We start from the raw sequence: 26,088 nt of genomic DNA on the forward strand, positions 1-26,088 counted from the left end.
CCGGGACCAGTCCGCCCGGCTGATCCGGACGCTATCACAATTTCGAGTGCGTACTCGAAATTGGTGGACGGCACCGCTCCGTCGCTCCGAGCGCGCGCTACGCTGGGCGATCGACCGGCTGCGCAGCCGGCACTTCGAGGGCGAGGAGCGGCCGATGGCGGAGGCGGGCACCACCCGGAGCGCGCGCCGCGGCCCCTACGCGAAGTCGGCCGAGCGCCGGCGCGCGATCATCGAGGCGGCGCACGCGGTCTTCGCCGCCCGCGGCTACGCCCGCGGCTCGCTGCAGGACGTCGCCGACCGGGTCGGGCTCAGCCAGACGAGCCTGCTGCACTACTTCCCGTCGAAGACCGATCTGCTGCTGGCCGTGCTGCAGCACCGCGACCGGATCACCGGCGACGGTTCGACCCCTGTCGATCCCGAGGAGGGGCTCGTCGAGGGCATCGTCCGCCAGACCCGCTACAACGAGACGGCGCCCGGCGTGATCGAGCTCTACGCGGTGCTCTGCGGGGAGTCGACGACCGACGAGCACCCGGGGCGCGACTTCTTCGCGTCGCGCTTCCAGCGGCTGCGCGCGGACTACGCCGGCCAGCTCCGGGAGCTGCGCGCCGCGGGCCGGCTGCGCGAGGGCGCGGATCCGGACCGGGTCGCCGCGTCGATCATCGCGCTCTGGGACGGCATCCAGCTGCAGTGGCTGCTGGAGAACGACGCGGTCGACATGGTGGCCTGCCTGACCGACTACCTCGACCTGATGATCCTGCCCGCGCCGTAGGCTCCGGGCATGACTCTCACCCAGGACTCGGGCTGGCTCTGGTTCGGACTCGCGATCGTCACGGCCGGTCTCGCGGAACAGAAGGGCCGCTCGCGCTGGCGCTGGTTCGTGCTCGGGCTGCTGCTCGGCCCGATCGCCACGGCGCTCGTCGTGCTCTGGGCACGACCCGAGGCCGGGGTCGCGACCGACGTGCGCTGGAACTTCGCGATCGGCGCCGGCGTCGCCGCGGTGGCGCTGGCGCTCGTCGCGGTCGCGTCGGCGCTCTGGCTGCTGCTCGTGCCCGCGGCGATCGCGGCGCTCGTCGCCGGCCTGCTCGCCTGGCTCAGCCGCCGCGTCCCGTACGAGCGCCTGCCCCGCTGACGCGTGGATCTCGATAAGCCCTCTGCGAGGGCTACTCGATCAACATGAAACGGACGCGTGCGCGCCTTCTTGCTGGTCGAGTAGCTGCGCAGCGGCGTATCGAGACCCGCCGTCGTCCGGTGGGTGGATCTCGATACGCCCTCTGCGAGGGCTACTCGATCAGCATGAGACGGACGCCCGCGCGTGCAGCATCAACGCGCGCGCCACATGAAGTGAACGCGTGCACGCCTTCATGCTGGTCGAGTAGCCGCGCAGCGGCGTATCGAGACCCCGCTCCGCCGGCGCCTACGGCAGCAGGCGCGTCGGGCCGCGGAAGAGGTAGGTGACCTCGCGGAGGTTGGCCTGGCCGAGCATCAGCATGATGACGCGGGAGAGGCCCATGCCGAAGCCGCCGTGCGGGGGGACGCCGTAGCGGAAGAAGTCGAGGTAGAACTCGAGCTCCTCCGGCTCCAGGCCCTTCTCGCGGGCCTGCTCGACGAGGACGTCGACGCGGTGCTCGCGCTGCGCTCCGGTGGAGATCTCGACGCCGTTGTAGATGAGGTCGTAGCTGTTGGTGATCGTCCCGTCGCCCTCGCGGCGCATGTGGTAGAACGGCCGGATGCTCGAGGCGTAGTCGGTCAGGAAGACGAAGTCGTGGCCGAACTCCTCCTGCACGTAGGCCGCGATGCGGCGCTCGCCCTCGGGGTCCATGTCGTCGTCGGCGCGGGGCACCTCGTAGCCGCGCTCGGCGACGATCCGCTTGGCCTCGGCGAGCGGGATGCGCGGGAACGGCGTGGTCGGCACGCGCAGGTCGATGTCGAAGAGCGCCTTGATCGCCTCGCCGTGCTTCTCGACGACCGCGGTCAGGCCGGCGACGATGAGCTGCTCGTGCAGCTCCATCACGTCCTCGTGCGAGTCGATCCAGGAGACCTCGGCGTCGACGCTCGTGAACTCGGTCGCGTGCCGGGAGGTGAAGCTCGGGTCGGCGCGGAACGCGGGCCCGACCTCGAAGACCTTGCCGAAGCCGGCCGGCTGCGCCATCTGCTTGAAGAACTGCGGGCTCTGCGCGAGGTACGCCTTGGTCTCGAAGTACTCGACCTCGAAGAGCTCGGCGCGCGACTCGGAGGCGCTCGCCATCAGCTTCGGGGTGTGGATCTCGATGAAGTCGTGCTCGATCCAGTACGTGCGCAGCGCGTGCTCGAACGTGGTCTGCACCCGGGCGATCAGGTTCTGCTCCGGGCGGCGCAGGTCGAGGAAGCGCCAGTCCATCCGCTTGTCGATGCCGGAGTCGGCCGCGATCGGCGCCTCGGGGATCGACGCGCTGACGATCTCGAGCGACTCGAGCTTGACCTCGAGGCCGCCGAGCTTGACGCGCTCGTCGTGCTTGAGCTGACCGGTCACGCTCACGAACGAGCCCTGCGCGAGTCCGGAGATCGCCTCGGTGATCGCGAGCTTCGCGGCGGAGGCGTCGTCGCCCTCGACCGCCTCGCGGACGGCCGGGTTCACCAGCTGCACGGCGCCGGACTCGTCGCGGAGGACGACGAACTGCACCTTCTTCTGATCGCGCACGGTCTCGACCCAGCCGGCGACGCGCACCGGACCGTCCTCGAGGGCGGCGAGCTTGCTGACGGTGGTTCGGGGGAGGCGGGTCTCGTCGGTCACGGTAGGAGAGTCTACTCGGGGCCCGCCGCGGGCGCCCCGTCGGCGCCGGTCAGCGGCTGCCGCGGGCTCCCTCGACCGTGCTGCCGCGGACGATCAGCGTCGGCTCGAGCACCTCGTGCCGGTGCTCGTGCTCCGGCCCGTGCAGCAGCTCGTCCAGCAGCAGCCGGATCGCGGCCGCCCCCATCGCCTCGCCGGGCTGAGCCAGGGTCGTGATCGGCACGAGGCTGTCCCAGGCGGAGCGGTTGTCGTCGTAGCCGGTGATGGCGAGATCGACCGGGAGCCGGATGTCCGACTCCGACAGGATCGACTGCACGATGCCGAGCGCGAGCAGGTCCGCCGCCGCGACGATGCCGTCCGGGCGGTCCTCCGGTGCGCGGGCGGCGATCAGGTGGCCGAACCGGCGGCCGTCCTCCACCTGCACCTCGGCGGTCGGATCCAGCTCGAGCGAGACCGCGCCGTTCGTCTCGGCGATCGCGCGCTCGACCCCGCGCAGGCGCTCGCGGACGGGGTTCGCGATGCTCGGATCACCGGCGAAGGCGAGCCGGCGGCGGCCGAGGTCGATCAGGTGCCGCGCGGCGAGGTAGCCGCCGTGCTCGTCGTCGGCGCTGACCGTGCAGGCGCCGTCGACGGCGGCGTCGTTGAGCAGCACGACCCGTCGCCCGCCGCGGCGCTCGGCGACGACGTCGGGCGCCGTCCCCGGCAGCGGGGCCAGGAGGATCCCGGCGACCTGCTCCTCGGTGAAGAGGTCGAGGTAGGTGCCCTGCTTGGCCGCGCGCATGTCGGCGTTGCCGAGCACGACGCTCATCCCCGCGGCCTCGGCGGCGTGCTCGGCACCGCGCGCCATGTCCAGGAAGAAGGAGTTGCTGAGGTCGATCACGACGAAGCCGACGGTGCTGCTCGTCCCCGCGGCCAGCGCGCGGGCCGCGCGGTTGGGGGTGAAGCCGAGCTCGTCGATCGCCCGCTGCACCCGCTCGCGCGTCGCCGGCGCGACCAGCAGCGGTCGGTTCACCACGTTCGAGACGGTCCCGAGTGCGACTCCCGCCAGGCTGGCGACGTCCTGCATGCGGGCGGGCGGGCGCCGCGCGGGCGAGCTCTCTGCCGCGGTCATCCCTGCCTCCGTCGCGTCCGCCGTCCGGCGGTCGGAGGTCACGGTATCAGCGCGCCCGGCACGACGAGGCCCGCGGCCGGGAGCGATCCCGACCGCGGGCCGTGGTGGCGCGAGCGCCTAGGGGATGCGCACCGTCGTCGTGCGCGACGCGTCGACGGAGCCGCCGACCGACACGGTGTACGTGCCGCGGGCGGCGACCCAGGAGTCGCTCTTCACATCCCAGTACTGCAGGAGGCGCAGGTCGGCCACGTCCTTCGCCGAGAGCGAGACCTTCACGGTCTTCGACTCGCCGGGCTGCAGGGTCACCCGCTCGAAGCCGACGAGGCGCTGCGCCGGCTCGCCGGTCGAGCTCGGGAGAGTGAGGTACGCCTGCGCGACCTCGGTGCCCGCCCGGTCGCCCGAGTTCGTCACGCGGAAGGAGATGTCGATCCCGATGTCCTTGATGCCGAACTTGGCTGACCTGTCGAACGTGATCGTCGGCGTCAGCTTCGCCTTCGCGTAGTCGAACGTCGTGTAGGAGAGGCCGTGGCCGAACGCGAAGAGCGGCTCGATCCCCTGCGACTCGTACCACTTGTAGCCGACGGCCAGTCCCTCGGCGTAGTCGACCTGGCGGATCTCGGTGCTCCCCGAGGGGCGCTCCGTCGATCCGTCGGCGAAGACGCCGGGGTACTGCGCGGGAGTGCTCGCGGGGACGTCCGCGAGCGACTTCGGGAACGTCATCGGCAGCTTGCCCGAGGGGTTCACGTCGCCGAAGAGCAGGCCCGCGAGTGCCGGGCCGACCTGCTCGCCGCCGTACCAGGCCTCGAAGACGCCCGAGACGCTGTCGAGCCAGGGCATCTCCACCGCGGAGCCGGTGTTCAGCACCACGACGGTCGACGGGTTCGCCGAGGCGACGGTCTCGATCAGCGCGTCGCCGTCACCGGCCAGGCGCAGGTCGGCCAGGTCGTCGAACTCGCCCATCCGCTGGTAGCCGAACACGATCGCGACGTCGGCGGCTGCGGCGGTCGCGGCGGCGCTCGCCGGATCGGTGCCCGGGTCGAAGACGACGCTCGCGCCGGCCGCGGCGGCCCGCTCGCGGATCGCGGTCTCGGGGGAGACCAGGTCCTCGCAGTTCAGCGTGCCCGCGTTGTTGAAGCGCCAGGCCATGCTGCAGACCGAGGCCGCGCTGATCCCGTCGGTGACCGTGCTCGACGCCGTCGCGCCGATGACGGCGATCGTCGCGCCCTTCTCGACCGAGAGGGGCAGGACGCCGTCGTTCTTGAGCAGCACCGTGCCCTGCTCCGCGAGCGTCCGGGCGACGGTCTTGTGCTCCGCGGTGGAGGCGTCCGCCACGGGCGTCGTCGGCACCGGATTGTCGAAGAGCCCGCCGCGCACGTAGGCCGCGATGACCCGCTTCGCCGCCGCGTCGATGTGGCCCTGGGTGATCTCGCCGGCCGCGAGCGCGGCGTCGAGCAGGGCGGGAGTGTAGAAGCGCGGCCGGTTGAGCTCCTGGTCGAGTCCGGCGACGAGCGAGGCCGCCGTCGAGTGCACGGCACCGAAGTCCGAGACCACGTAGCCGTCGAAGCCGAGGTCGTCCTTGAGGTTCGTGGTCAGCAGCGGGTTCTCGCAGGCGTAGACGCCGTTGATCTGGTTGTAGGAGCACATGACGCTCTCGGGCGAGCTCTTGCTCAGGGCGATCTCGAACGGCAGCTCGTAGACCTGCTTGAGCGTGCGCTCGTCGACGTTCGAGGAGCTGGTCTGCCGGTCGCGCTCCTGCTCGTTCGCGACGTAGTGCTTGAGGTCCGAGATCACCGGCTTGTCCGGGTTCCCGTCCTCGAGGCCGTTCACGGTCGCGGCCGTGAGCAGACCGGTGAGCAGCGGATCCTCGCCGAAGTACTCCGGCGTGCGTCCCGAGCGCGGGTCACGCCCGCCGGCCAGGCCGGGGCCGAGCACGCCGTTCTTGCCCTTGTCGAAGGCCTCGGCGCCCTGGGCCGCGCCCTTCTGCTCGGCGAGCGCCGTGTTCCAGGTCGCGGCGACCGAGATCGGCGCGGGGAAGGCGGTCACGCCCTCGGTGAAGCGGACCCCGTCGGGGCCGTCGGTGTACGTGACGAGCGGGGTGCACGGCACCTGCACCGGGTACTCGACCCCGGAGAAGACCGTCTGCTGAGGCGCGTTGGCGGGCTGCTCCACCAGCCAGCGGTACTTCTGCTGCGGCGAGCTCGCGGCGAGCAGCGCGTCGGCGCGCTGCTCCGGGGTCTTCGAGGCGTCCATCCACGGGACGCTCGAGCAGTCGACGGCGGCGGCGGGGGCGGTCGCGCCGACGAGGGTCGGAGCGGTCAGGGCGAGCGCGGTGGCGGCGACGAGCGCCCACCGTCCCCGCCGGCGCGCGGGGCGCGGCATGTTCGTCGGTCGCAGGGGCTTCAGTTGCATGTGCTGATCCTCACCATTGAGTCGATCGAAGTCCTGAAGCGCTTCAATCTGAGCACACACTAAGGAGCCGCGCAGGGCGGTGTCAACGGATCACCGCTCCGCGAGTGTCGCGGGAAGCCTCCTGGAGCGGACAGCTCAGCGCACGATCCCCGAGCGGCGGGCCGCCGAGACGGCCGCCGTGCGGGAGGCGACGCCCAGCTTCGCGAACACGTGCGCGAGGTGCGACTTGACGGTGGTCTCGGTCACGAACAGCCGGGCGGCGACCTCGGTGTTGCTGAGGCCCTGGGCGACGAGGGCGAGCACCTCGGTCTCGCGGGCGCTGAGCCGCGGGGCGGGGGACCGGAGCCGCTCGAGCAGCCGCGCGGCGACGGCGGGGGCGAGCGCGCTCTCGCCGGCGGCGGCCGCGCGGATCGCCGCGAGCAGCTCCTCCGGCGGCGCGTCCTTGAGCAGGTAGCCGCTCGCGCCGGCCTCCACCGCGCCCAGGATGTCCGCGTCGGTGTCGTAGGTCGTCAGGACGAGGACGGAGGGCGGCTCGGCGGAGGAGCGCAGCGCCCGCGTCGCGTCGACACCGGTCTCGCGGTCGGCGCCGAAGCGCAGGTCCATCAGCACCACGTCCGGGTGCAGGCGGGCGGCGGCGTCGATCGCCTCCGCGGGGGAGCCGGCCTCGCCGACCACGGTCAGCCCGTTTTCCGCGCCGATCAGCGCGCGCAGCCCCGCGCGGACGATGGGGTGGTCGTCGACGAGGAGGACGCGGATCACGCGGCGCCTCCCGCGGGGAGCTCGGCGCGGACCGTCGTCCCGGCCGGCGAGGAGTCGACGTCCAGCCGCCCGCCGAGCTGCTCGGCGCGCTCGCGCATCGCGCGCAGGCCGAAGGAGTCGGGTCGCGCCGAGGGGCTGTCCGCCTCGGGATCGAAGCCGGTCCCGTCGTCCGCGATCTCGAGGCGGGCGGTGCGCCCGTCGCTGCGGAGCGTCAGCGCGACCGTGCTCGCTCCCGAGTGCTGCAGCGCGTTCGCGACCGCGCCCTGGGCGAGCCGGAGCAGCGCCGTCTGCGTCTGCATCGGCAGCGCGCGACCGTCCTCGGCGTCGACCGTCACGACGACTCCCGAGCGCTCCCAGTGCGTGGCGGCCAGTCGCCGCAGCGCTCCGTCGATGCTCTCGTCGTCGAGCGCGGGCGGCGCGAGCTCGCGGATGAAGCGCCGGGTCTCGTCCAGATCCGCCGCGGCCGTCTCCCGGGCGAGACGGACGTGCTCGATGCCCGGCCGCCCGGGGTCCGCGCGCTCGGCCGCATGCAGCAGCATCTGGATGCTCGACAGGCCCTGCGCGACGGTGTCGTGGATCTCGCGGGCCAGCCGCGAGCGCTCCTCGGCGACGGCGGCCGCGCGCTCGCTCGCGCCGAGCCGGTCGCGGGTGGCGAGCAGCTCGGCGTGCAGCTCCTCCCGCTCGCGCGCCTCCCGGGCGAGGGCGCGCGCGGCGAGGCCGATCAGGATCGCGATCCCGGCGGCGATCACCGGGCCGACGACCCCGCCGATGCTCCAGCGGCCGTCCCAGCCGAGGGCGGCGACGGCGATGCCGGTGAGCCCGAGCACCGCGGCGATCGACGCTCGCGGGGGCAGCACGTGCATCGCCAGGAAGAACAGCGGGAACGCGAGGTAGGCGGCGTCGGACTCGAGCAGGACGAGAGCGGCCCAGGCGAGGGTCACTCCCGCGAGCCACAGCATCCCGCGGCGGCGCGAGCGGGCCGTCCAGCGCGGCCCGGCGAGGTACGCGCCGAGCAGGAGGAGGCAGAGCAGGAGCACCGCGGGGGTGCGCGGGCCGGACTCGACGAGCGTGCGCACGGCGACCAGGACGAGCAGGCCGCCGACCAGGAGGTGCAGTCCCGCGCGCAGTCCCGTCAGGACGGGGGCGAGCGGAGTGTGCGGCACGGGGGAACGCTACGCACCGCGGGGCTGCCTGTCATCGTGCGAAAGGAGGAGGCGGCCGTCCCACGAAGAGCGGGCGGCGGCCCCGGTCGACCGCACGATGCGCCGGAACCGCGCCGCTTCCAGGCTGGAGGGGCCGCCGATCCCCGCGGCATCGACTCCCTGGAGGTCCCCGTGTTCGTCGCCTGGCGCGAGCTGCGTTCCGCACGCGGCCGATTCCTGCTCATCGGCGCAGTGGTCGCGCTGCTCACCCTGCTGGTGGGGTTCCTCTCCGGCCTGACCGGCGGCCTGGCCCTGCAGAACGTCTCGGCGGTGCTCGGCGTCCCCGCCGACCGCCTCGTCTTCTCGGCCGGCGACGACGCGCCCTCGTTCGCCGACTCCTCGGTCAGCGCGCAGCAGGAGGCGGAGTGGGCGGCGCTGCCGGGCGTCGCGTCCGTCGAGCCGCTCGGCGTGCTGCAGGCCCGGGCGGAGGCGGGCGGAGCGCGCGTCGCGGTCGCCGTCCTCGGGGTCGACGCGGCGCTCGGGGCCCCGGCCGACCCGGGCGGCATCGCGCTCTCGGCCCCGGCGGCGAGAGCGCTCGGCGTCGGAGTCGGCGACACCGTGAGCATCGCGGGCACCTCCGCCGTCGTCTCCTCGATCGGCGGCGACGACTGGTACAGCCACACCCCCGTGGTCCGCCTGCCGCTCGACGCCTGGCAGGCGCTCGCGGCCTCGCTCGGCACACCGGCCGACGCGACCGTCCTCGCGGTGCGCGGCTCGCCGGACTGGGCGGCGGGGGAGGCGGCGACCGGCACGGTCTCGCGCGCTCCGCTCGCCGCGCTCACCGCGATCGGGTCATTCCGGTCCGAGATCGGCTCACTGCTGCTGATGGTCGCGATGCTCTTCGGGATCGCCGCGCTGGTCGTCGGCGCGTTCTTCACGGTCTGGACGATGCAGCGCTCCGGAGACATCGCCGTGCTGAAGGCCCTCGGCGCATCGACGCGCTCGCTGCTCGGGGACTCCCTCGGCCAGGCCCTCGTCGTGCTGATCGCCGGGACGGGGGCGGGGCTGCTCGCGGTGGTCGGGCTCGGGAGCCTCGCCGGCTCCGCCCTGCCCTTCCTCCTCAGTCCCGTGACCACGCTGGCCCCGGCCGCCCTGATGATCGCGCTGGGGCTGCTCGGCGCCGCCGCGGCCCTGCGCGCCGTGGTCGCCACCGACCCCCTCACCGCCCTCGGGAGCGCACGATGATCGAACTGCAGGACGCCACGCTCACCTTCGACGACGGCGGCTCGCGCCTCACCGCCGTCGACCGGGCCGACCTCGAGTGCCGGCCGGGCACCGTGACCGGGCTGACCGGCCCGAGCGGCTCCGGCAAGTCCAGCCTGCTCGCCCTGGCGGCGACGCTGATCCGCCCGGACTCCGGCCGCGTGCTGATCGACGGCGACGACGTGTCGCGACTGTCCCGCGCGGGGGCGGCCCGGCTGCGCCGCTCCCGGATCGGCATCGTCTTCCAGCAGGCCAACCTGCTGCCCGCGCTGACCGCCCGCGAGCAGCTGCTCGTGATGGACCGGCTCGGCGACAAGCGGCGGAGCTCGGCGTCGGCACGGGCGGACGAGCTGCTCGCGGAGGTCGGCCTCGCGGACCGCGCCCACGCCCGCCCGGCGCAGCTCTCGGGCGGTCAGCGGCAGCGGGTGAACATCGCCCGCGCGCTGATGAACGCGCCCTCGGTGCTGCTGGTCGACGAGCCGACGAGCGCCCTGGACACCGAGCGCGGCGCGGCGATCGTCGACCTGATCGTCCGCCTCACCCGCGAGCGCGGCACGGCGACGCTCCTGGTGACGCACGAGGAGGCACACCTCCCGCGACTCGACCGCGTCGCGACGATGCGGGACGGGCGGTTGTCGGCGGGCGAGCCGTGCGCCGCGGTGCCGGCCGGTCGGCGGTCCGCGGCGCGGTAGGGTCGCCCGCATGAGCGCCGCACTGATCACCGGAGCGTCCACCGGCATCGGCGCCGCGTTCGCGCGCGCCTTCGCCCGCCGGGGCTTCGACCTCGTCCTCGTCGCCCGCGACCGGGGCCGGCTCGAGGAGGCGGCCGCCGCCTTCCGCGCGCTCGGCGCCCCGCACGTCGAGGTGCTGCCCGCCGACCTCTCCGACCGTGAGGACGTCGAGCGGGTGCGCGTCCGGCTCGTCGATCCCGAGCGGCCCGTCCGGGTGCTGGTCAACAACGCCGGCTTCGGGATCGACGGCAGCTTCGCCGAGCCCGACGTCGCGGCGCAGGACGAGGCGTTCGAGGTGATGGTCCGCTCCGTGTCCGTGCTCTCCGGCGCCGCCGCGCAGGCGATGGTCGGCCGAGGGCGCGGGGCGATCCTCACCGTGTCGAGCGTCGCCGGCTTCGTGCACCTCGGGCCGTACTCGGCGATCAAGGCCTGGGCGACCGCCTTCACCCAGTCGCTGGCGGTGGAGCTGCGCGGCACGGGCGTGCGGGCCGCGGCGCTCTGCCCGGGCTGGGTGCGCACCGAGTTCCACGAGCGCGCGGCGATGGACACCGCCTCGATCCCCTCCTTCCTCTGGCTGGACGCGGACGCGGTGGTCGAGGAGTTCCTGCGCGACGTGGCGCGCGGCTCGGTCGTCTCGATTCCCTCCTGGCGGTTCGGCGTGCCGATCAGTGTGGTCCGCCACCTGCCCGGCTCCCTAGTGCGGCGGCTCTCCGCGGCGGTGAGCGCGCGGCGCTGACCGCCCGCTGCAGCCGAGCGCGGCACAGGTGCGGATCGCCCGTCCCTATTCCCGGCGTTCCTCCACGCGGCGTTCCGTACACTTGACGCTCGTGGTTGCCGATCAGATCCATCTCGTGCGGCACGGCGAGGTCTTCAACCCCGACCGGGTCCTCTACGGGCGACTCCCGCACTTCCGGCTCTCCGACCTGGGCAACCGGATGGCGCGCGCCGCCGCCGACGACCTGCTCGAGCGCCGCCGCCCCGTCACGGCGCTGTTCGCCTCGCCGCTGCAGCGCACCCAGGAGTCTGCCCAGCCGATCTCGCAGGCATTCGAGCTCGAGATCGTCACCGACGAGCGCCTGATCGAGCCGACCAACCGCTTCGAGGGCAAGCGCGTCGCCGCCCGCAACTCGGCGCTGAAGGACCCGCGCAGCTGGCCGCTGCTCCGCAACCCCTTCGAGCCCAGCTGGGGCGAGCCCTACCTCTCCATCTCGGCGCGGATGTACGCCGCGCTCGAGTCCGCCTGGCAGGGCACGGCCTCCGGCGACGCCGCGCTCGTCAGCCACCAGCTGCCGATCTGGACGACCCACCGCGCGATCGCGGGGGAGAAGCTCTTCCACGATCCGCGCAAGCGCCGCTGCGCGCTCTCGAGCATCACCACCTTCGAGCGCCGGGGCGACCGCTTCGTCGAGGTCGGCTACTCCGACCCGGCGGCCGGCCTCCAGGGCCTCGCGACCGACGTCGGAGCGGTCTGATGCGCCGCACCCGCGCGCTCGGCGTGCTCGTGCTCGTCGGCGCCCTCGCGCTGAGCGGCTGCACCCGCGACAAGCTCGCCGAGGACTACCGGCAGGGCACCAACAACGGCTTCATCTCCGGCGACGGCACGATCACGGAGGTCCCGGTGGACCAGCGGGGCGAGGCGATCGAGTTCACCGGGACCGACGAGAACGGCGAGACCATCGACTCGGCCGATCTCGCGGGCAGGGTCGTCGTCGTCAACTTCTGGTACGCCAGCTGCGCTCCCTGCCGTGCCGAGGCGGCCGACCTCGAGCAGGTCAACAGCGAGTTCACCGGCCAGGACGTCTCGTTCGTCGGCGTGAACGTGCGCGACCAGGCGCCGACGGCCGCCTCCTTCGCCGCCGACTACGGCATCAGCTACCCCTCCATCGTCGACACCGACTCCTCGGTGCAGCTCGCCTTCACCGGCGACGTCCCGCCGAACGCGGTGCCCACCACGATCGTCCTCGACAAGGAGGGCCGGGTCGCCTCGCGCATCCTCGGCCAGCTGCAGGAGGCGTCGATCCTTTCGACGCTCGTGAGCGACACGCTCGCGGAGTCGGAGTAGCGCGGTGAGCGAGGTCGTCATCAGCGGCCAGCTCCTCCTCGCGGTGCCGATCGCGCTGCTGGCCGGGCTCGTCTCGTTCGCGTCGCCCTGCGTGCTCCCGCTCGTGCCGGGGTACCTCGCCTACGTCGGCGGCTTCACCGACGCCGACGAGCGCGCCGCCCGGGGCCGCCGCCGCATCGTGCTGGGCGTGCTGCTGTTCGTGCTCGGCTTCTCGCTGGTCTTCGTGCTCTTCGGCGTCGCCGCCGGCTCGATCGGCTTCTGGCTGCGCGCCTACGCCGACATCATCACCCGCGTGCTCGGCGTCTTCGTCATCGCGATGGGGCTGGTCTTCATCGGCCAGCTCTCCGTCCTGCAGCGCACGATCCGTCCCGGCTTCCGCCCGGCGACCGGGCTGATCGGCGCCCCGCTGCTCGGCATCGTCTTCGGCGTCGGCTGGACCCCCTGCCTCGGCCCGACGCTGACGTCGATCCTCGCCCTGAGCTACGGCGCCGGCTCGCCCTGGCGCGGCGCGCTGCTGACGGTCGTCTACTGCCTCGGCCTCGGCATCCCCTTCCTCCTGGTGGCGTTCGGCTTCAGCTGGGTGACCACCACCCTCGCGTTCGTGAAGCGCCACATCCGCGTCATCAACATCGCCGGCGGTGTCGCCCTCGTCCTGATCGGAGTCCTGATGGTCACGGGCCTGTGGAACACCCTCGTCTACGGAGCACTCTTCGAGGTGATCAATGGCTTCCAGCCCGCGCTCTGAGTCCGGCTCGAGCACCGAGTCCGACTCGAGCACCGACGCCTCGGCAGGCGCCGACGCGACCCAGCAGAAGGCGGACGCGTCCTTCCGTCCCGCCGACCACTTCGACTCCGACGGCTCGATCACGCAGCCGACCCTCGGCTTCACCGGGTGGGTCCGCTGGATGTGGCGCCAGCTCACCAGCATGCGCACCGCGCTGTTCCTCCTGCTGCTGCTCGCGATCGCGGCGGTGCCGGGCTCGCTCGTGCCGCAGCGCTCCTCCGACCCCAACGGCGTCACCCAGTACTTCGTCGACAACCCGGACCTCGCGCCGCTGCTCGACAAGGTCCAGGCCTTCGACACCTACACCTCGGCGTGGTTCTCGAGCATCTACCTGCTGCTGTTCGTCTCGCTGATCGGCTGCATCATCCCGCGGACGAAGCACCACTTCGAGGCGATGCGCTCGCGGCCGCCGCGCACCCCCGCCCGCCTGCAGCGTCTGGCCGGCTACACCGTCCGCGAGGTCGAGGGCGCGAGCGAGGAGGAGGCCATCGCCTCCGCGCAGGCCGTCCTGCGCCGGGCGGGCTACCGCACCGAGCGCCACGACGACCCGCGCGGCCGCTGGTCGAGCGTCTCGGCCGAGCGCGGCTACCTCCGCGAGACCGGCAACCTCGTCTTCCACTCCGCCCTGGTCGGCATCCTCCTGGCCGTCGGCATCGGCGGCGGCTTCGGCTACAGCGGCCAGCGCGTGCTGGTCGAGGGCTCGCAGGGCTTCGCCAACAACCTGGCCGGCTACGACTCCTTCAACCCGGGCCGGTTCTTCGACAGCAGCCAGCTCGACCCGTACCAGCTGACCCTCGACTCGCTCGACGTGCAGTACGAGGAGCAGAACCAGCAGGCGCTCGGCCAGCCGGTCGACTTCACGGCGCACGTGACGACCACCCAGCGCGACGGCGGCTCCTCCGACGAGACGATCAAGGTCAACGACCCGCTCGCGGTCGGCGGCACCAACGTCTACCTGCTCGGCAACGGCTACGCGCCGACCATCACGGTGCGCGACCCCTCGGGGACGGCGATCTTCACCGACTCGGTGCCGTTCCTGCCGCAGGACGCGAACCTCACCTCGGTCGGCGTCGTCAAGGTGACCGACGGCCTCGCCGAGCAGGTGGGGCTCACCGGCTTCTTCTACCCGACCCAGGACGAGCTGGCCTCCGGAGCGTCGACCTCGATCTTCCCGGACCTGCAGTACCCGGTGCTCTCGCTCAACGTCTTCGAGGGTGACCTCGGCCTCGACGGCGGCGTGCCGACCTCGGTCTACGTCTTGAACACCGACTCGCTGACCCGCCTCACCGGTGGGCAGACCGGGGTGCCGTCGATCACGCTCAAGCCGGGCGACTCCGCCGAGCTGCCCAACGGCCTCGGCACGGTGACCTTCGACAACGTCGGAGCGGACACCTCCGTCGTCGGCACGGACAGCGTCAAGCGCTTCGCCTCGTTCGACATCCACCACGACGCGACCCAGGGCTGGGTGCTGCTCTTCGCGATCCTCGTGCTCGCGGGGCTGCTCACCTCGCTGTTCGTGCCGCGGCGCCGGGTGTGGGTGAAGGCGACGAGCGGGGCCGACGGCGGGCTGACGCTCGAGTACGCCGGGCTCGCCCGCGGCGAGGACCCGCAGCTGACCCGCGCGGTCCGGACGATCGCCGACCGGCACGCTCCGCTCGACCAGCCCTGAGGCCGGCCGGCCCTGACGCCGGACGGCTTTGACAGCGGGTAGCCCCGACGCCGGCCGGTACCGGACTCCTCCGGGGCCGCGGTCAAGTGATCCAACCTGTGCATGTGTGCAGGGGCGCCTCACGGCGGTGTCGCATACCCTGGAGGGGTGATCGAGACCCTCTCGCAGTACTCCGTGCTGTGCCTCTACTCCGCCATGGGCATCTACGCCCTGGCCTTCATCTTCTTCGCCATCGACCTGGCCCGGCGCTCGTCGGTCGCCGACGGCGACTCGATCGAGGTCGTGCGCGAGGCCGAGCGGGTCGCCTCCAGCGCCGCCGCCGACCGCGCGGCGAGCGGCAAGGCCACCGTCGCCTCCGGATCCGGCGGCGGCAACGGACGCACCGCGACGCTCTCCCGCCTCGGCAGCCGTGTCGAGGACGAGGTGTACAACGCCCCGTCCCGCTCGAAGGCGATGCGGATCGGCTTCTCGCTCACGCTCCTCGCCTTCGTCCTGCACCTCGGCGCCACCGTGCTCCGCGGCATCGCCGCCGGCCGGGTGCCGTGGGCCAACATGTACGAGTTCTCGATCACCGGGACCGTCCTCATCATCGGCGTCTTCCTCGCCGTCCAGCTGCGCTGGGACCTCCGCTTCCTCGGCGCGTTCATCACCGGCCTCGTGCTGGTCCTCCTCGGCGTCGCGACCGTCAACTTCTACGTCGACGTCGTCCCGCTGCCGCCGGCACTGCAGTCCTACTGGCTCGTCATCCACGTGCTCGTCGCGATCCTCGGCACCGCCTTCTTCGCGCTCGGCTTCGCGCTCTCCGTCACCCAGCTGCTCCAGTCGCGGAGGGAGACCAGCGGCGAGAGCGCCCCCTCGGTCCTCCGCTTCCTGCGCACCCTGCCCAGCTCGCTGACCCTCGAGAACCTCGCCTACCGCGTCACGATCATCGGCTTCATCCTCTGGACCTTCACCCTCATCGCCGGCGCCGTCTGGGCCGAGAAGGCGTGGGGCCGCTACTGGGGCTGGGACACCAAGGAGGTCTGGACCTTCATCATCTGGACCATCTACGCCGGCTACATCCACGCCCGCGCCACCCGCGGCTGGCGCGGCACCCCCTCCGCCTGGCTCGCGATCATCGGCTTCTCCGCCGTCATGTTCAACTTCGGCGTCGTCAACGTCTTCTTCAAGGGGCTTCACGCCTACTCCGGCCTCGACACCGGCATGTGATCTGCGGGCGCTGGTGGGCGCGCTCGCGGCGTTGTCGTCGCGGTCCGTGGCGCCGCCACGCACCACTCCTCCGCCTTGCGATCACACCCACCAGCACCCGCAGATCGGTGCTGACGGGGGCGGGGCCGTCGCTGCGCGACGAGCCCCACGAGCACAGCCGTCGCTGCGCGACGAGCCTTTGCGGCAGGGCCGTCGCTGCGCGACGAGCACTCGGGAGCAGGGCCGTCGCTGCGCGACGAGCTCCTCCTGGGGACGGCAGCGCCGCACGCAGGACGGTCGGCGCATTCATGCTGGTCGAGTAGCCCCGAAGGGGCGTATCGAGACCCGACATCGTCAGCTGGGTGGGTCTGCAGACTCGCGTTCTGGCGCTGGTGGATCTCGATACGCGCGCTGTGCGCGCTACTCGATCAGCAGGAAGGTCCGCGGTCCGTGGGATGGTCCGCCTTTTTTGCTGGTCGAGTAGCCCCGCAGAGGCGTAGCGAGACCCACCGTCGTCCGCACGGCAGGCCTGCAGACTCGACCTCGGGTGCTGGTGGATCTCGAGACGCCCGCTGAGTGCGCTACTCGATCGGCATGGAGCGCAGGGGCGGTCAGGCGCCCGTGATCACGTCGATCAGGTGAGGCGCGAACGGCTCCGCGAGGGTGAGGACGAAGCGGGTGCGGGCGCCCTCGGGGTGCACGTCGCGGTAGAGGCCGCGGAGGTCGGGGAGGGTCTGGCCGCGGCCGGGACCGAAGGAGGTGTCGACCTCGACGGGGACGCGCGGGGCCGAGGTGAGCTCCAGGGCGCCGACGGCGATCGCCGCAGCCATCGGGTCGTGCAGCGCGGCGGTCCGGTCGCCGAAGTGGCCGACGTAGAAGTCGAAGTAGTAGTCGAGCGCGTGCCCGATCGCGGACGCCAGCGGGTCGGCGGAGCGGATCAGGACGTCGCGCTGCTCCTCGTCCAGCAGGTGCTTCATCGTCACGTCCAGCGGGACGAGCGTGAGATCCCAGTCCGCGGCGACGACCTCGGCGGCCGCGGCCGGGTCGTGCCAGATGTTCGCCTCCGCGACCGCGGTCACGTTGCCCGGTGCGAGCCCGGCGCCGCCCATCACGGTGACCGAGTGCAGCAGCGACGGCAGCTCCGGGTGCTTGCGCAGTGCGAGGGCGAGGTTCGTCAGCGGGCCGATCGCGACCAGCCGCAGCTCGCCGTCGTGCTCGCGGGCGAGGCGCAGCAGCAGGTCCGCGGGGTCCTCGTCGACCGGCTCCGCGCCGGCCGGCAGGAGCACGCCGCCGATGCCGTTCTCGCCGTGCACGTGCGGGGACCCGCCGGAGTAGGGCTCCTCGAGGAAGTCGTGCGCGCCGATCGCGACGGGGATGTCCGTCCGGCCGGCGAGGGCGAGCAGGCCGAGGCTGTTCACGGCGGCCTGGCGCGCGTCGGTGTTGCCGCTGACGGTGCTGATGCCGACGAGCTCGGCGAGCGGCGAGCGCAGCAGGTAGGCGAGGGCGAGCGAGTCGTCGATGCCGGTGTCGCAGTCGAGGAAGACGGGGACGGTGGGTGCGGTCACGGGACTCCGATGCTCGAAGGGGGCGGGGTGCGGCGGGCATCGGCGGCCGGAGCAGATCCATTCTGGCCCTCCGGCGGCGCCGCCCCGACCGCGGGTAGCCTGAACCGGTGCCCGCCGCCCGGCCGGTGCTGGAGTCGAGGAGGGGCCCGTGCCGCGTCCGTCCCTCGTCGCGACCGTCGCGGACGCGCTGCTCGACGAGATCGTCGCCGGCCGCATCCCGATCGGCTCCGAGCTGCCGAGCGAGGGCGAGCTGGCCCTCGCGCACGACGTCAGCCGGGCGACCATGCGCGAGGCCCTCGGCCGCCTCCAGGGCCTCAACGTCATCGATGCGCGCCGGGGCAAGCGCGGCACGGTCAATCCGGTCGCGCGCTGGAGCGACCTCGAGCCGATCCTGCGGGCCACCGCCTCCGGCACGGACTCCGCCGAGGCGTCGCTGCACCTGATCGAGGTCCGCGAGATGATCGAGACCGGCGCCTCGGCGCTGGCCGCGGTCCGCCGCTCCGACGCCGACCTCGCCCGGCTGGAGGAGGAGCTCGCGCGGATGACCGCCGCGCACGAGGCCGGCGACCTGGCCGCCTTCGTCGCCGCCGACATCGCCTTCCACGACGTGATCCTCGCCGCGACAGGCAACGTCTTCGTCGCCGCCGTCTTCGCGCCGCTCGCGAAGGTCATGCGGGCGAAGCGCGAGCAGACCTCCGCGCTGGTGCAGATCCAGCGGAACGCCCTGGTCAAGCACCGCGCGGTGCTCGAGGCGATCCGCGCTGCTGACGCCGACGCCTCCCGCGCGGCGATGGCCGACCACATCGCCCAGACGGCCGAGGACCTGCGGCGCTACGTGCTCTCCGGCGACGACTCCTCCGAGTAGGCGGCCGGCCTGCTGGCGGTGGTGGATCTCGATACGCCCGCTGCGCGGGCTACTCGATCAGCATGAGGGGGGCGCTGTGCGGACTGCTCGATCAGCAGAAGCGGGTGCCGCTCGAAACGCGCGAGCATGCTGGTCGACTAGCCCCGGAGGGGCGTATCGAGACCCGCCCTCCGCCAGCAGTGTGGTCTGCAGACCGGCGTGCAGACGGTGGTGGATCTCGATGCGCCCGCTGCGCGGGCGACTCGATCAGCAAGGGAGGGATGGCTTCTGCGGAGGAGGGCGGCCCCTTCCACCACAGGCCGGTCTGCTTGTAAGATATCTGATACCTCAGGACGAAGGAGTACCGGTGATCTCGGAGACGACGCTGCTGCAGCAGTACCCCGCGCAGGTGCCGGTCGAGGCCGCCGCCGTCGCCGCCACGCGGACGGAGCGCACGCCGGTGCTGGTCGTCCTGGACGACGACCCGACCGGCACGCAGTCCGTCGCCGACCTGCCGGTGCTGACCAGATGGGCGGAGGAGGACCTCCGCTGGGCGCTCGCCACCGGCGCGCCCGCCGTCTACGTCCTCAGCAACACCCGGAGCCTCGCGCCCGAGGACGCCGCCGAGCGCAACCGCGAGATCGTCGCGAGCGCGCTGGCCGCCGCCCGCTCCCTCGACGTTCCGGTTGCCTTCGTCAGCCGCGGCGACTCGACGTTGCGCGGCCACTTCCCGCTCGAGACCGACACCATCACCGCCGCCCTCGACGGCGCGGTCGACGCCGTCCTCCTTGTGCCCGCCTTCCCCGATGCTGGCCGGGTGACGATCGGCGGTGTCCACTACATGCGCGGCGCGGACGGGCTCCAGCCGGTCGCCGCGACCGAGTTCGCCCGCGACTCGACCTTCGGCTACGCGCACTCCGACCTGCGCGAGTGGGTCGAGGAGAAGACCGACGGCCGGTGGCTCGCCGACCGGGTCGTCGCGCTCGGCCTCGACACGATCCGCGCGGGCGCCGAGGCGGTCGCGGCAGTGCTGGCTCCGCTCCGCGGCGGCGTGCCGGTGGTCGTCGACGCCGTCACCGAGGACGACCTCCGGCTGCTGGCCCTCGGGCTCGCGCAGGCGGAGGAGGCGGGCCTCCGCGTGCTCTACCGGGTCGGGCCGCCGTTCGTCCGGGCGCGCATCGGCCAGGCGGTGCACCCGCCGCTCACCGCCGAGGAGGTGTTTCCGAGCGGATCCGACGCGGCCGATCGGTCCCGCGGCGGCCTCGTCGTCGTCGGCTCGCACGTCGGCCTCACCTCGCGTCAGCTCGAGCGGCTCGCGGCGACCGGCTCGCTCCGCGCGACCCTCGAGCTCGACGTCGACCGCGCCGTCGACCCCGACCGCGCCCCCGCGCATCTCGCCGAGCTCGTCGACGAGGCGGTCGCGGCGCTCGCGGAGGGCGACGTCGCCGTGCACACCAGCCGCTCGCTCCGCCGCACCGACGACCCGCAGGAGAGCCTCGACATCTCCCGGCGCGTCTCCGCGGCCGTCGTCGCCGTGGTCCAGGGCGTCCTCGACCGCGTCCGCCCGCGCTTCGTCATCGCGAAGGGCGGCATCACCTCGAGCGACGTCGCCTCGAAGGGCCTCGGCATCCGGCGCGCGATCGTGCGCGGACCGATGCTGCCCGGCCTGGTCTCGCTCTGGGAGCCCGTCGAGGGCCCCGCGACGGGCATCCCCTACATCGTCTTCGCCGGCAACGTCGGCGACGACGAGTCGCTGGCGCAGGTCGCCGCGACGCTCCGCGCTCCCGCGCTCTGACCGCGCACCCTCATCCGCCCCGATCCCCTGGAGGACTCCGTGACCACGCCCGACACCACCCCCGCCTCGGACTACACCGTCGCCGTCCTCGGCCTCGGCGCGATGGGCCTGCCGATGGCCACCCGTCTGGCCGGCTCGCTGACCGTGCACGGCTTCGACATCGCCGAGCCGCGCCTCGCGCTGGCCCGGGAGGCCGGCATCACGCCGTTCGGCTCGGCCCGCGAGGCGGTGGCCGGCGCCGACGCGACGCTGCTCGCCGTCCGCAACGGTGCCCAGCTGCGTGAGGTGCTCTTCGGCGGCGCCGACTCCGAGGGGATCGCGACCGCGCTGCGCGCCGGCTCCGTCGTGATCATGACCAGCACGGTCGGCATCACCGAGGTGACCGAGGTGGCGGCGGCGCTCGCCGAGCACGGGGTCGACCTGGTCGACGCCCCGCTCAGCGGCGGACCGGTGCGCGCGGGGGAGGGCGACCTGCTGATCGTGGTCGGAGCGACCCCCGCCGCCCGCGAGCAGGCGCGCCCCGTGCTCGACCTGCTCGCCTCGACCCTCAGCGTCATCGGCGACCGCCCGGGCGACGGCCAGGCCTTCAAGACCGTCAACCAGCTGCTCTGCGGCGTGCACATCGCCGCCGGGGCGGAGGCCCTCGCGCTGGCCGCGAAGCTCGGCCTCGACCCGGCGGCCACGCTCGAGACGCTCTCCGCCGGTGCCGCCGGCTCGTTCATGCTCGGCAACCGCGGGCCGCGGATGCTGCAGGCCGGCGACGAGGGCGGGGCCGAGGTGCTGAGCCGCCTCGACATCTTCGTCAAGGACCTCGGCATCGTCACCACGGCCGCGCGCGGCGCGGGTCTCGCCACTCCGGTCGCCGCGGCGGCCGAGCAGCTCTTCCTGCTCGGCGCGGCGCAGGGACTCGCGGCGGCGGACGACTCCGCGATCATCTCGGTGCTCGCGCCGCCCGCCTGAGCGAAGGCGGGCCGGAGCGCTTAGTCGCAGAGGCTCAGAGCAGCGCCCACGTCTCGCGGAGGCGGTCGCGCCACCAGGCCAGCCGCTCCGGCGCGACCGCGTGGCGCAGCAGCAGCGCCTCCGACACCTCGACCCGCTCGACCGGGATCGCGCCGTCGACGGGCCGCAGCGGCCGCTCGGTCACGTCGGCGGCGAGCAGCGAGGCCGTGCCGAGCCCGCAGTCGTAGGGCAGCTCGGGCAGCGCCGCGGCGAGCGCCGCTCCCATCGCCAGCCCGACCGAGCTGTCGAGAGCGCTGGAGACCACCGCGGGCAGCCCCGCCTCGGCGACGATCTGAAGCGCCCGCCGCACCCCGCCGAGCGGCTGGGCCTTGACCACGAGCAGGTCGGCGGCACCGGCGCGCGCGACGGCGAGCGGATCCGCGGCCTTGCGCACGCTCTCGTCGGCGGCGACGGGGATGCCCATCCACTTCACCCGGCGGCGCAGATCGGCGAGCTCGTCGACGCTCGCGCACGGCTGCTCGACGTACTCGAGGTCGGCGGAGGCGAGAGCGTGCACGGCGTGCTCCGCCTCGTCGACGTTCCAGCCGCCGTTCGCGTCCACGCGGATGCGGCCCTCAGGTCCGAGCACCCGGCGCACCTCGGCGACCCGTGCGACGTCGTCGGCCAGGGTCTGCCCGCGCTCCGCGACCTTCACCTTGGCAGTGCGGCAGCCGTGGTAGCCGGCGAGGACGGCGGCGACGTCGCCGGCGTCCACTGCCGGTACGGTCGCATTCACCGGGATGCGGTCGCGCAGCGGCGCGGGCTGCTCGCTCCAGCCGTAGTCGAGGGCGGCGCGCAGCCAGGCGGCCGACTCCGCGGGACCGTACTCGAGGAACGGCGAGAACTCGGTCCAGCCCTCCGGCCCGCGGACCAGGGCGATCTCGCGGTGGTCGACCCCGCGGAAGCGCGTGCGCAGCGGCAGCGCGACGACGCGCAGTCCGGCGTCGACCTCCTCGAGGGCGGGCAGAGCGGCGGGGAGGGGAGCGGGCACGACATCGTCCATCCCGCCATCATCCTCCGCCGGGGGAGCGGGCCGGGACGGGCGGCGCTCATCCCGCGTCGTCGAAGACCGCGGGCAGTCCGTCCTCGCCGCCGACCGGTGCCCGCCCCCGTGCGAGACTGGCGTCCACGACGCTCGACCCCGGAGGGATGCGATGAGCCAGGTACCCGTGAGCCCGCCCCCGATGAGCCCGTCGCCCGCGGTGCCGCCCGGAGTCCCGGGGGCACCCCGGCCACTCGGCACCGGCGGCTGGATCGCCCTGGGCGCGAGCATCGTCGTCGGCGTCGTCTACACCGGCGTGCTCGGCACGCTGCTCGCTCTCGGCATCGGCACGGCGATCGACGCGACCGCCGACGCCCTGCCGACCGCGGCGCCCGGCTTCACCGACGAGCCGTTCGGCGAGGCGACCGAGGGCCCGGACGCCGGCGACCCGACGGACCCGCTCTACGACTACCCGGGCTACCAGGACGGCGACGCCGCCTTCGTGCTCGCGCAGCCCTCGGCCGAGGCCGCGATCGCGCAGTCCGAGGCGGCCGTCGCGGCGATCGAGTCGACCGTCCTCGACGGCTGGACCTCGGCCGACGACGAGTACTACGAGCGCTCGGAGAACGGCTACGGCGGCCCGTCGCTCCTCTACGACTACATCTCGGCCACGAGCTACGCCGACGCCGACCTCGGCTCCGACGCCGCCAAGCAGGCGGTCGTCGACGTGTTCACCGCCGCGGTCGCGCCGCTCGGCTTCGACGCCGTCGACGTCGCCGACACCCCGGCGGAGTGGTCGGAGGTCGGCTACGAGTACGAGGGCGACCTGAGCGACGAGGAGGCGGGCGCCGCGCTCTGGGTCGTCACCGCCTACTCCACGGTGGAGGACGTGCCCGCGATCGAGATCGGCCTCGTCGATCTCGGTGCGGACAGCACCGGAGAGGTCGAGCGGATGCTCGACGACGTCGGGCTGACGCCGCCGGACAGCGGCGCGTTCCTCGCCGGCTACGCCAACGCGATCCTCGAGGAGGGCGACCGCGCCGAGTTCACCGAGCGGATGCAGGCCTACGGCGGAGTCGCCGCCACCTGAGCCTCCGGTACCGGCAACCGGGTGACCTCGCAAGCCCGAGCCGACGACCCGCGTGCCGCCTAGCGTGAGGGCATGGCCCAACCCCGAGCGACCAGACCCCTGCGCGACTACGCGGCGATCGGCGACGGTCGCACCGTCGCGCTGATCGCGAGCGACGGGAGCGTCGACTGGCTGCCCGTCCCCGACCTCGGCTCGACCCCCGCCTTCGCCGCGCTGATCGACGCCAAGACCGGCGGCTGCATCGAGCTCGCCCCGGAGGAGCCCGCGGAGACGACCCGCCGCTACCTGGGCGACACGAACGTGCTCGAGACCACCTTCACCACCGAGTCCGGCACCGTGACGGTGACCGACGCGCTGGTGACGGGCATCGCCGGGCGCCTGCCGTGGGCCGAGCTGGCGCGCCGGGTCGAGTGCACCGACGGCGAAGTCCGGATGCGCTGGGTCGTCCGTCCCGGAACCGGCCTCGGCACCTTCTCCCCGTGGATCCAGAACGCGGACGGCCGCTCGCTGATCCGGGCCGGCGACATCACCATCGGCGTCACCGGGAAGGACCACGGACCGGTCGACGAGTCGGCGCCCTCCGGCGCGGGCGACGAGCTGGCGGGCGGCTTCGTCGCGACCGCGGGCGGCGAGCGGCACGTCCTGGTCGTCTCGGCGACGCACGACGAGCCCCTGCACTTCCCGGTCGCGGTGAACGTCGACCGGGGGATCGACCGCACGCTCGCCAGCTGGCAGTCCTGGTCCGACGAGTTCTCCTACGACGGGCCCTGGGCCGGAGCGGTGCAGCGCAGCGCGCTCGCGCTGAAGCTGCTGATCTACTCGCCCACCGGCGCGATCGCGGCAGCCGCCACCACCTCGCTCCCGGAGTCGCCCAACGGCGGCAAGAACTGGGACTACCGCTTCGCCTGGGTGCGCGACGCCGCGTACACGGCACACGCGCTGGTGCGGTTCGGCCTGCGCGAGGAGACGCACGCGGCGCTCTCCTGGCTCCTGCGCACGATCAAGGAGCACGGACCGGATCTGCACATCTTCTACGGCCTCGACGGCTCGCTGCCGACCGAGCAGACCGAGTACGACGTCCCCGGCTACGCGGGCATCGGCCCGGTCCTCGCCGGCAACGGCGCGCAGAGCCAGCTCCAGCTCGGCGTCTTCGGCGACCTCTTCGACATCTGCCGCATCTACGTCGACGAGGGGAACGTCCTCGACATCGAGACCGGACGGCTGCTCGCCCGCGTCGCCGACACCACCTGCGACCTCTGGCGCAACCGCGACGCCGGCATGTGGGAGCTCGAGGAGGAGCAGCACTACACCTCCTCGAAGATGGGCTGCTGGCAGGCGCTCGACGCCGCCGTGCACCTCGCCGAGCTCGGCCAGGTGGCGGGCAGCCCCGACCGCTGGCGCTTCGAGCGCGACCGCATCCGCGACTGGATCGAGGAGAACTGCTGGTCCGAGGAGCTCGGCTCCTACGTGATGTACCCGGGCACCGAGGAGCTGGACGCCTCCGTCCTGCTGCACGCACCGAGCGGCTACGAGCGCGGCGAGCGGATGGTCTCGACCATCGACGCGCTGGTGAAGGAGCTGGGCCGCGGCGCTCTGCTGTTCCGCTACTCCGGCATGGAGGCCGAGGAGCACCCGTTCGTCGCCTGCTCGTTCTGGCTCGCCGGTGCGCTCGCCTGCGTCGGCCGGCACGACGAGGCGATCGCCCTGATGGACGAGCTGGTCGAGACGGTGCCGAACGACGTCGGCATCATGTCCGAGATGGTGGCGGTCGACGACCTCGCCTTCTGGGGCAACCTGCCGCAGGGCCTCAGCCACCTCGCGCTGATCAACGCCGCGATCACGATCGAGGAGCTGGCGCCGGAGAAGGTCGGCGAGCGCTGACGGCATCCTCCGGGCCCCCGGCGATCGGCGCGGCGCACCGCTAGACCCGGCGACGGGTTCGCGCAACCCGGTTGAGGGGCTCCCGCCGCGGCGCGTAGACCGGACTCATCACCCCGGACCGTCCTGCGCGGCGTGCCCGGGAGCGGCAGGAAGGAAGACCAGATGGACCTCGGCATCTCCGGGCGCACCGCCCTCGTCACCGGCGGCGACTCCGGCATCGGCTGGCACACCGCCCAGCTCCTGCTCGCGGAGGGCGTCACCGTCGTCCTGAGCGACAAGGACCAGGGGAAGCTCGACGAGGCGGCCGCCCGCCTCGGCGCCGCGGACGGGACGCTGCACGCCTTCGCCGCCGACGTCACCAGCGTCTCCGAGCTCGCCGCCCTGCACGAGCGCACGGCCGAGGCCGTCGGCGAGATCGACATCCTCGTGCAGTGCGCGGGCGTCACCGGCGCCCAGGGCCTCTTCCACGAGATCGACGACGAGGGCTGGACCAGCACGCTCGAGACCGACCTGCTCGGCCCCGTCCGGCTCGTCCGCGAATTCCTGCCCGACCTGCGCTCCGGCGGCTGGGGCCGCCTCGTGCTCACCGCCTCCGAGGACGCGGTGCAGCCCTACGACGACGAGCTGCCCTACTGCGCGGCGAAGGCCGGCGTGCTGGCGCTCGCCAAGGGCCTCTCCCGCTCCTACGCCCTCGAGGGCCTGCTCGTGAACGCCGTGTCGCCGGCCTTCATCCACACGCCGATGACCGACGCGATGATGGACAAGCGCGCCGACGAGAACGGCACCTCGAAGGAGGAGGCCATCTCGTCCTTCCTCGACGAGGAGCGGCCCTACCTGGAGCTGAAGCGACGGGGCCGTCCCGAGGAGGTCGCCGCGGTCATCGCGTTCCTCTGCTCGGAGCGCGCCTCCTTCGTCAACGGCTCGAACTACCGCGTCGACTCGGGCTCGGTCGCGACGATCTAGCCCCGGGCACCCGGCCCCGCAGTCCCGGCGCCGTCCAGGTCGCGCACCCCGCGCGTCCGGGCGACGTCCAGCCGAAAGAGTCAC

The 26,088-nt window shown here is 73.2% G+C and carries 23 protein-coding genes; 16 read left to right on the forward strand and 7 right to left on the reverse strand.

The genetic code is table 11. The features are described from left to right. The first annotated feature begins 46 nt into the window (after nucleotides 1-46). Both EDF36_RS09770 and EDF36_RS09775 read left to right on the forward strand, forming a co-directional pair. On the forward strand, nucleotides 47-769 hold the full coding sequence (locus tag EDF36_RS09770) for a TetR/AcrR family transcriptional regulator (RefSeq protein WP_260300651.1): 723 nt from the start codon (nucleotides 47-49) through the stop codon (nucleotides 767-769). 9 nt (nucleotides 770-778) lie between these two features. Beyond that, entirely contained in the window at nucleotides 779-1,129 is a 351-nt protein-coding gene (locus tag EDF36_RS09775) for a hypothetical protein (RefSeq protein ID WP_123732828.1), read from the forward strand. Between the two features lie 285 nt (nucleotides 1,130-1,414). Here EDF36_RS09775 and aspS read toward each other — a convergent pair whose 3' ends face one another. The 5 genes from aspS to EDF36_RS09800 all read right to left on the reverse strand — a co-directional run bounded on the left by aspS (nucleotide 1,415) and on the right by EDF36_RS09800 (nucleotide 8,209). Next, entirely contained in the window at nucleotides 1,415-2,770 is a 1,356-nt protein-coding gene (gene aspS, locus EDF36_RS09780) for an aspartate--tRNA(Asn) ligase (protein WP_243615965.1), read from the reverse strand. A 49-nt stretch (nucleotides 2,771-2,819) separates the two neighbouring features. Next, complete coding sequence (locus EDF36_RS09785) at nucleotides 2,820-3,878, reverse strand: LacI family DNA-binding transcriptional regulator (protein WP_123705358.1); 1,059 nt, start codon at nucleotides 3,876-3,878, stop codon at nucleotides 2,820-2,822. A gap of 117 nt (nucleotides 3,879-3,995) precedes the next feature. Next, nucleotides 3,996-6,287 carry a glycoside hydrolase family 3 C-terminal domain-containing protein gene (locus tag EDF36_RS09790; RefSeq protein ID WP_221181637.1) on the reverse strand — a complete coding sequence of 764 codons (2,292 nt, stop codon included), beginning with the start codon at nucleotides 6,285-6,287 and terminating at the stop codon, nucleotides 3,996-3,998. Nucleotides 6,288-6,422: 135 nt separating this feature from the next. Further along, a complete protein-coding gene (locus tag EDF36_RS09795) occupies nucleotides 6,423-7,046 on the reverse strand; it encodes a response regulator transcription factor (protein WP_123732829.1) in 624 nt (207 codons plus the stop codon). Then, nucleotides 7,043-8,209 (reverse strand): sensor histidine kinase, encoded by a 1,167-nt coding sequence (locus tag EDF36_RS09800; protein WP_123732830.1) that lies wholly within the window; start codon nucleotides 8,207-8,209, stop codon nucleotides 7,043-7,045. The genes EDF36_RS09795 and EDF36_RS09800 overlap by 4 nt, the downstream gene beginning before the upstream one ends. A 171-nt stretch (nucleotides 8,210-8,380) precedes the next feature. Between EDF36_RS09800 and EDF36_RS09805 the strand changes: the two genes are divergently transcribed. From EDF36_RS09805 to ccsB, 8 genes are all read left to right on the forward strand, one after another. Next, nucleotides 8,381-9,433 carry an ABC transporter permease gene (locus EDF36_RS09805; RefSeq protein ID WP_123732831.1) on the forward strand — a complete coding sequence of 351 codons (1,053 nt, stop codon included), beginning with the start codon at nucleotides 8,381-8,383 and terminating at the stop codon, nucleotides 9,431-9,433. Next, entirely contained in the window at nucleotides 9,430-10,143 is a 714-nt protein-coding gene (locus EDF36_RS09810; RefSeq protein WP_123732832.1) for an ABC transporter ATP-binding protein, read from the forward strand. The genes EDF36_RS09805 and EDF36_RS09810 overlap by 4 nt, the downstream gene beginning before the upstream one ends. A 10-nt stretch (nucleotides 10,144-10,153) precedes the next feature. Beyond that, nucleotides 10,154-10,918, forward strand: coding sequence for an SDR family oxidoreductase (locus EDF36_RS09815; protein ID WP_123732833.1), 765 nt, complete (start codon nucleotides 10,154-10,156; stop codon nucleotides 10,916-10,918). Between the two features lie 91 nt (nucleotides 10,919-11,009). Further along, the gene (locus EDF36_RS09820; RefSeq protein WP_123446605.1) at nucleotides 11,010-11,654 is read left to right on the forward strand and encodes a histidine phosphatase family protein; all 645 of its coding nucleotides are present in this window, start codon (nucleotides 11,010-11,012) and stop codon (nucleotides 11,652-11,654) included. Continuing rightward, nucleotides 11,654-12,244 carry a TlpA disulfide reductase family protein gene (locus EDF36_RS09825; protein ID WP_123732834.1) on the forward strand — a complete coding sequence of 197 codons (591 nt, stop codon included), beginning with the start codon at nucleotides 11,654-11,656 and terminating at the stop codon, nucleotides 12,242-12,244. The genes EDF36_RS09820 and EDF36_RS09825 overlap by 1 nt, the downstream gene beginning before the upstream one ends. 4 nt (nucleotides 12,245-12,248) lie before the next feature. Further along, nucleotides 12,249-12,989 (forward strand): cytochrome c biogenesis CcdA family protein, encoded by a 741-nt coding sequence (locus tag EDF36_RS09830; RefSeq protein ID WP_123732835.1) that lies wholly within the window; start codon nucleotides 12,249-12,251, stop codon nucleotides 12,987-12,989. Further along, complete coding sequence (locus tag EDF36_RS09835) at nucleotides 12,967-14,697, forward strand: cytochrome c biogenesis protein ResB (protein WP_123732836.1); 1,731 nt, start codon at nucleotides 12,967-12,969, stop codon at nucleotides 14,695-14,697. Before EDF36_RS09830 ends, EDF36_RS09835 begins: the two co-directional genes overlap by 23 nt. Nucleotides 14,698-14,847: 150 nt before the next feature. Continuing rightward, nucleotides 14,848-15,906: a c-type cytochrome biogenesis protein CcsB gene (gene ccsB, locus EDF36_RS09840; protein WP_397459897.1), complete on the forward strand. Its 1,059-nt coding sequence runs from the start codon at nucleotides 14,848-14,850 to the stop codon at nucleotides 15,904-15,906. 590 nt (nucleotides 15,907-16,496) lie between these two features. Here ccsB and EDF36_RS09845 read toward each other — a convergent pair. Further along, nucleotides 16,497-17,450, reverse strand: a complete 954-nt coding sequence (locus tag EDF36_RS09845; protein ID WP_123732837.1) for a nucleoside hydrolase — start codon at nucleotides 17,448-17,450, stop codon at nucleotides 16,497-16,499. Between the two features lie 148 nt (nucleotides 17,451-17,598). Here EDF36_RS09845 and EDF36_RS09850 point away from each other — a divergent pair, with 148 nt between their 5' ends. From EDF36_RS09850 to EDF36_RS09860, 3 genes are all read left to right on the forward strand, one after another. Next, the gene (locus EDF36_RS09850) at nucleotides 17,599-18,315 is read left to right on the forward strand and encodes a FadR/GntR family transcriptional regulator (RefSeq protein ID WP_123732838.1); all 717 of its coding nucleotides are present in this window, start codon (nucleotides 17,599-17,601) and stop codon (nucleotides 18,313-18,315) included. A gap of 346 nt (nucleotides 18,316-18,661) precedes the next feature. Further along, nucleotides 18,662-20,089 carry a four-carbon acid sugar kinase family protein gene (locus EDF36_RS09855; protein ID WP_260300652.1) on the forward strand — a complete coding sequence of 476 codons (1,428 nt, stop codon included), beginning with the start codon at nucleotides 18,662-18,664 and terminating at the stop codon, nucleotides 20,087-20,089. A gap of 39 nt (nucleotides 20,090-20,128) precedes the next feature. Beyond that, nucleotides 20,129-21,049 (forward strand): NAD(P)-dependent oxidoreductase, encoded by a 921-nt coding sequence (locus EDF36_RS09860; protein WP_260300653.1) that lies wholly within the window; start codon nucleotides 20,129-20,131, stop codon nucleotides 21,047-21,049. Between the two features lie 34 nt (nucleotides 21,050-21,083). Here EDF36_RS09860 and EDF36_RS09865 read toward each other — a convergent pair whose 3' ends face one another. Further along, nucleotides 21,084-22,091 (reverse strand): o-succinylbenzoate synthase, encoded by a 1,008-nt coding sequence (locus EDF36_RS09865; RefSeq protein ID WP_123732840.1) that lies wholly within the window; start codon nucleotides 22,089-22,091, stop codon nucleotides 21,084-21,086. A gap of 166 nt (nucleotides 22,092-22,257) precedes the next feature. On the opposite strand from EDF36_RS09865, the gene EDF36_RS09870 reads away from it, so the two are divergent. From EDF36_RS09870 to EDF36_RS09880, 3 genes are all read left to right on the forward strand, one after another. Next, complete coding sequence (locus EDF36_RS09870; RefSeq protein ID WP_148060013.1) at nucleotides 22,258-23,160, forward strand: hypothetical protein; 903 nt, start codon at nucleotides 22,258-22,260, stop codon at nucleotides 23,158-23,160. 72 nt (nucleotides 23,161-23,232) lie between these two features. Beyond that, complete coding sequence (locus tag EDF36_RS09875) at nucleotides 23,233-25,041, forward strand: glycoside hydrolase family 15 protein (RefSeq protein ID WP_123732842.1); 1,809 nt, start codon at nucleotides 23,233-23,235, stop codon at nucleotides 25,039-25,041. Between the two features lie 162 nt (nucleotides 25,042-25,203). Beyond that, complete coding sequence (locus tag EDF36_RS09880; protein ID WP_123446595.1) at nucleotides 25,204-26,004, forward strand: SDR family NAD(P)-dependent oxidoreductase; 801 nt, start codon at nucleotides 25,204-25,206, stop codon at nucleotides 26,002-26,004. Nucleotides 26,005-26,088: the final 84 nt, after the last annotated feature.

Origin of the sequence: Rathayibacter sp. PhB152 (assembly GCF_003751395.1) — a bacterium.
Taxonomy (GTDB): domain Bacteria; phylum Actinomycetota; class Actinomycetes; order Actinomycetales; family Microbacteriaceae; genus Rathayibacter; species Rathayibacter festucae.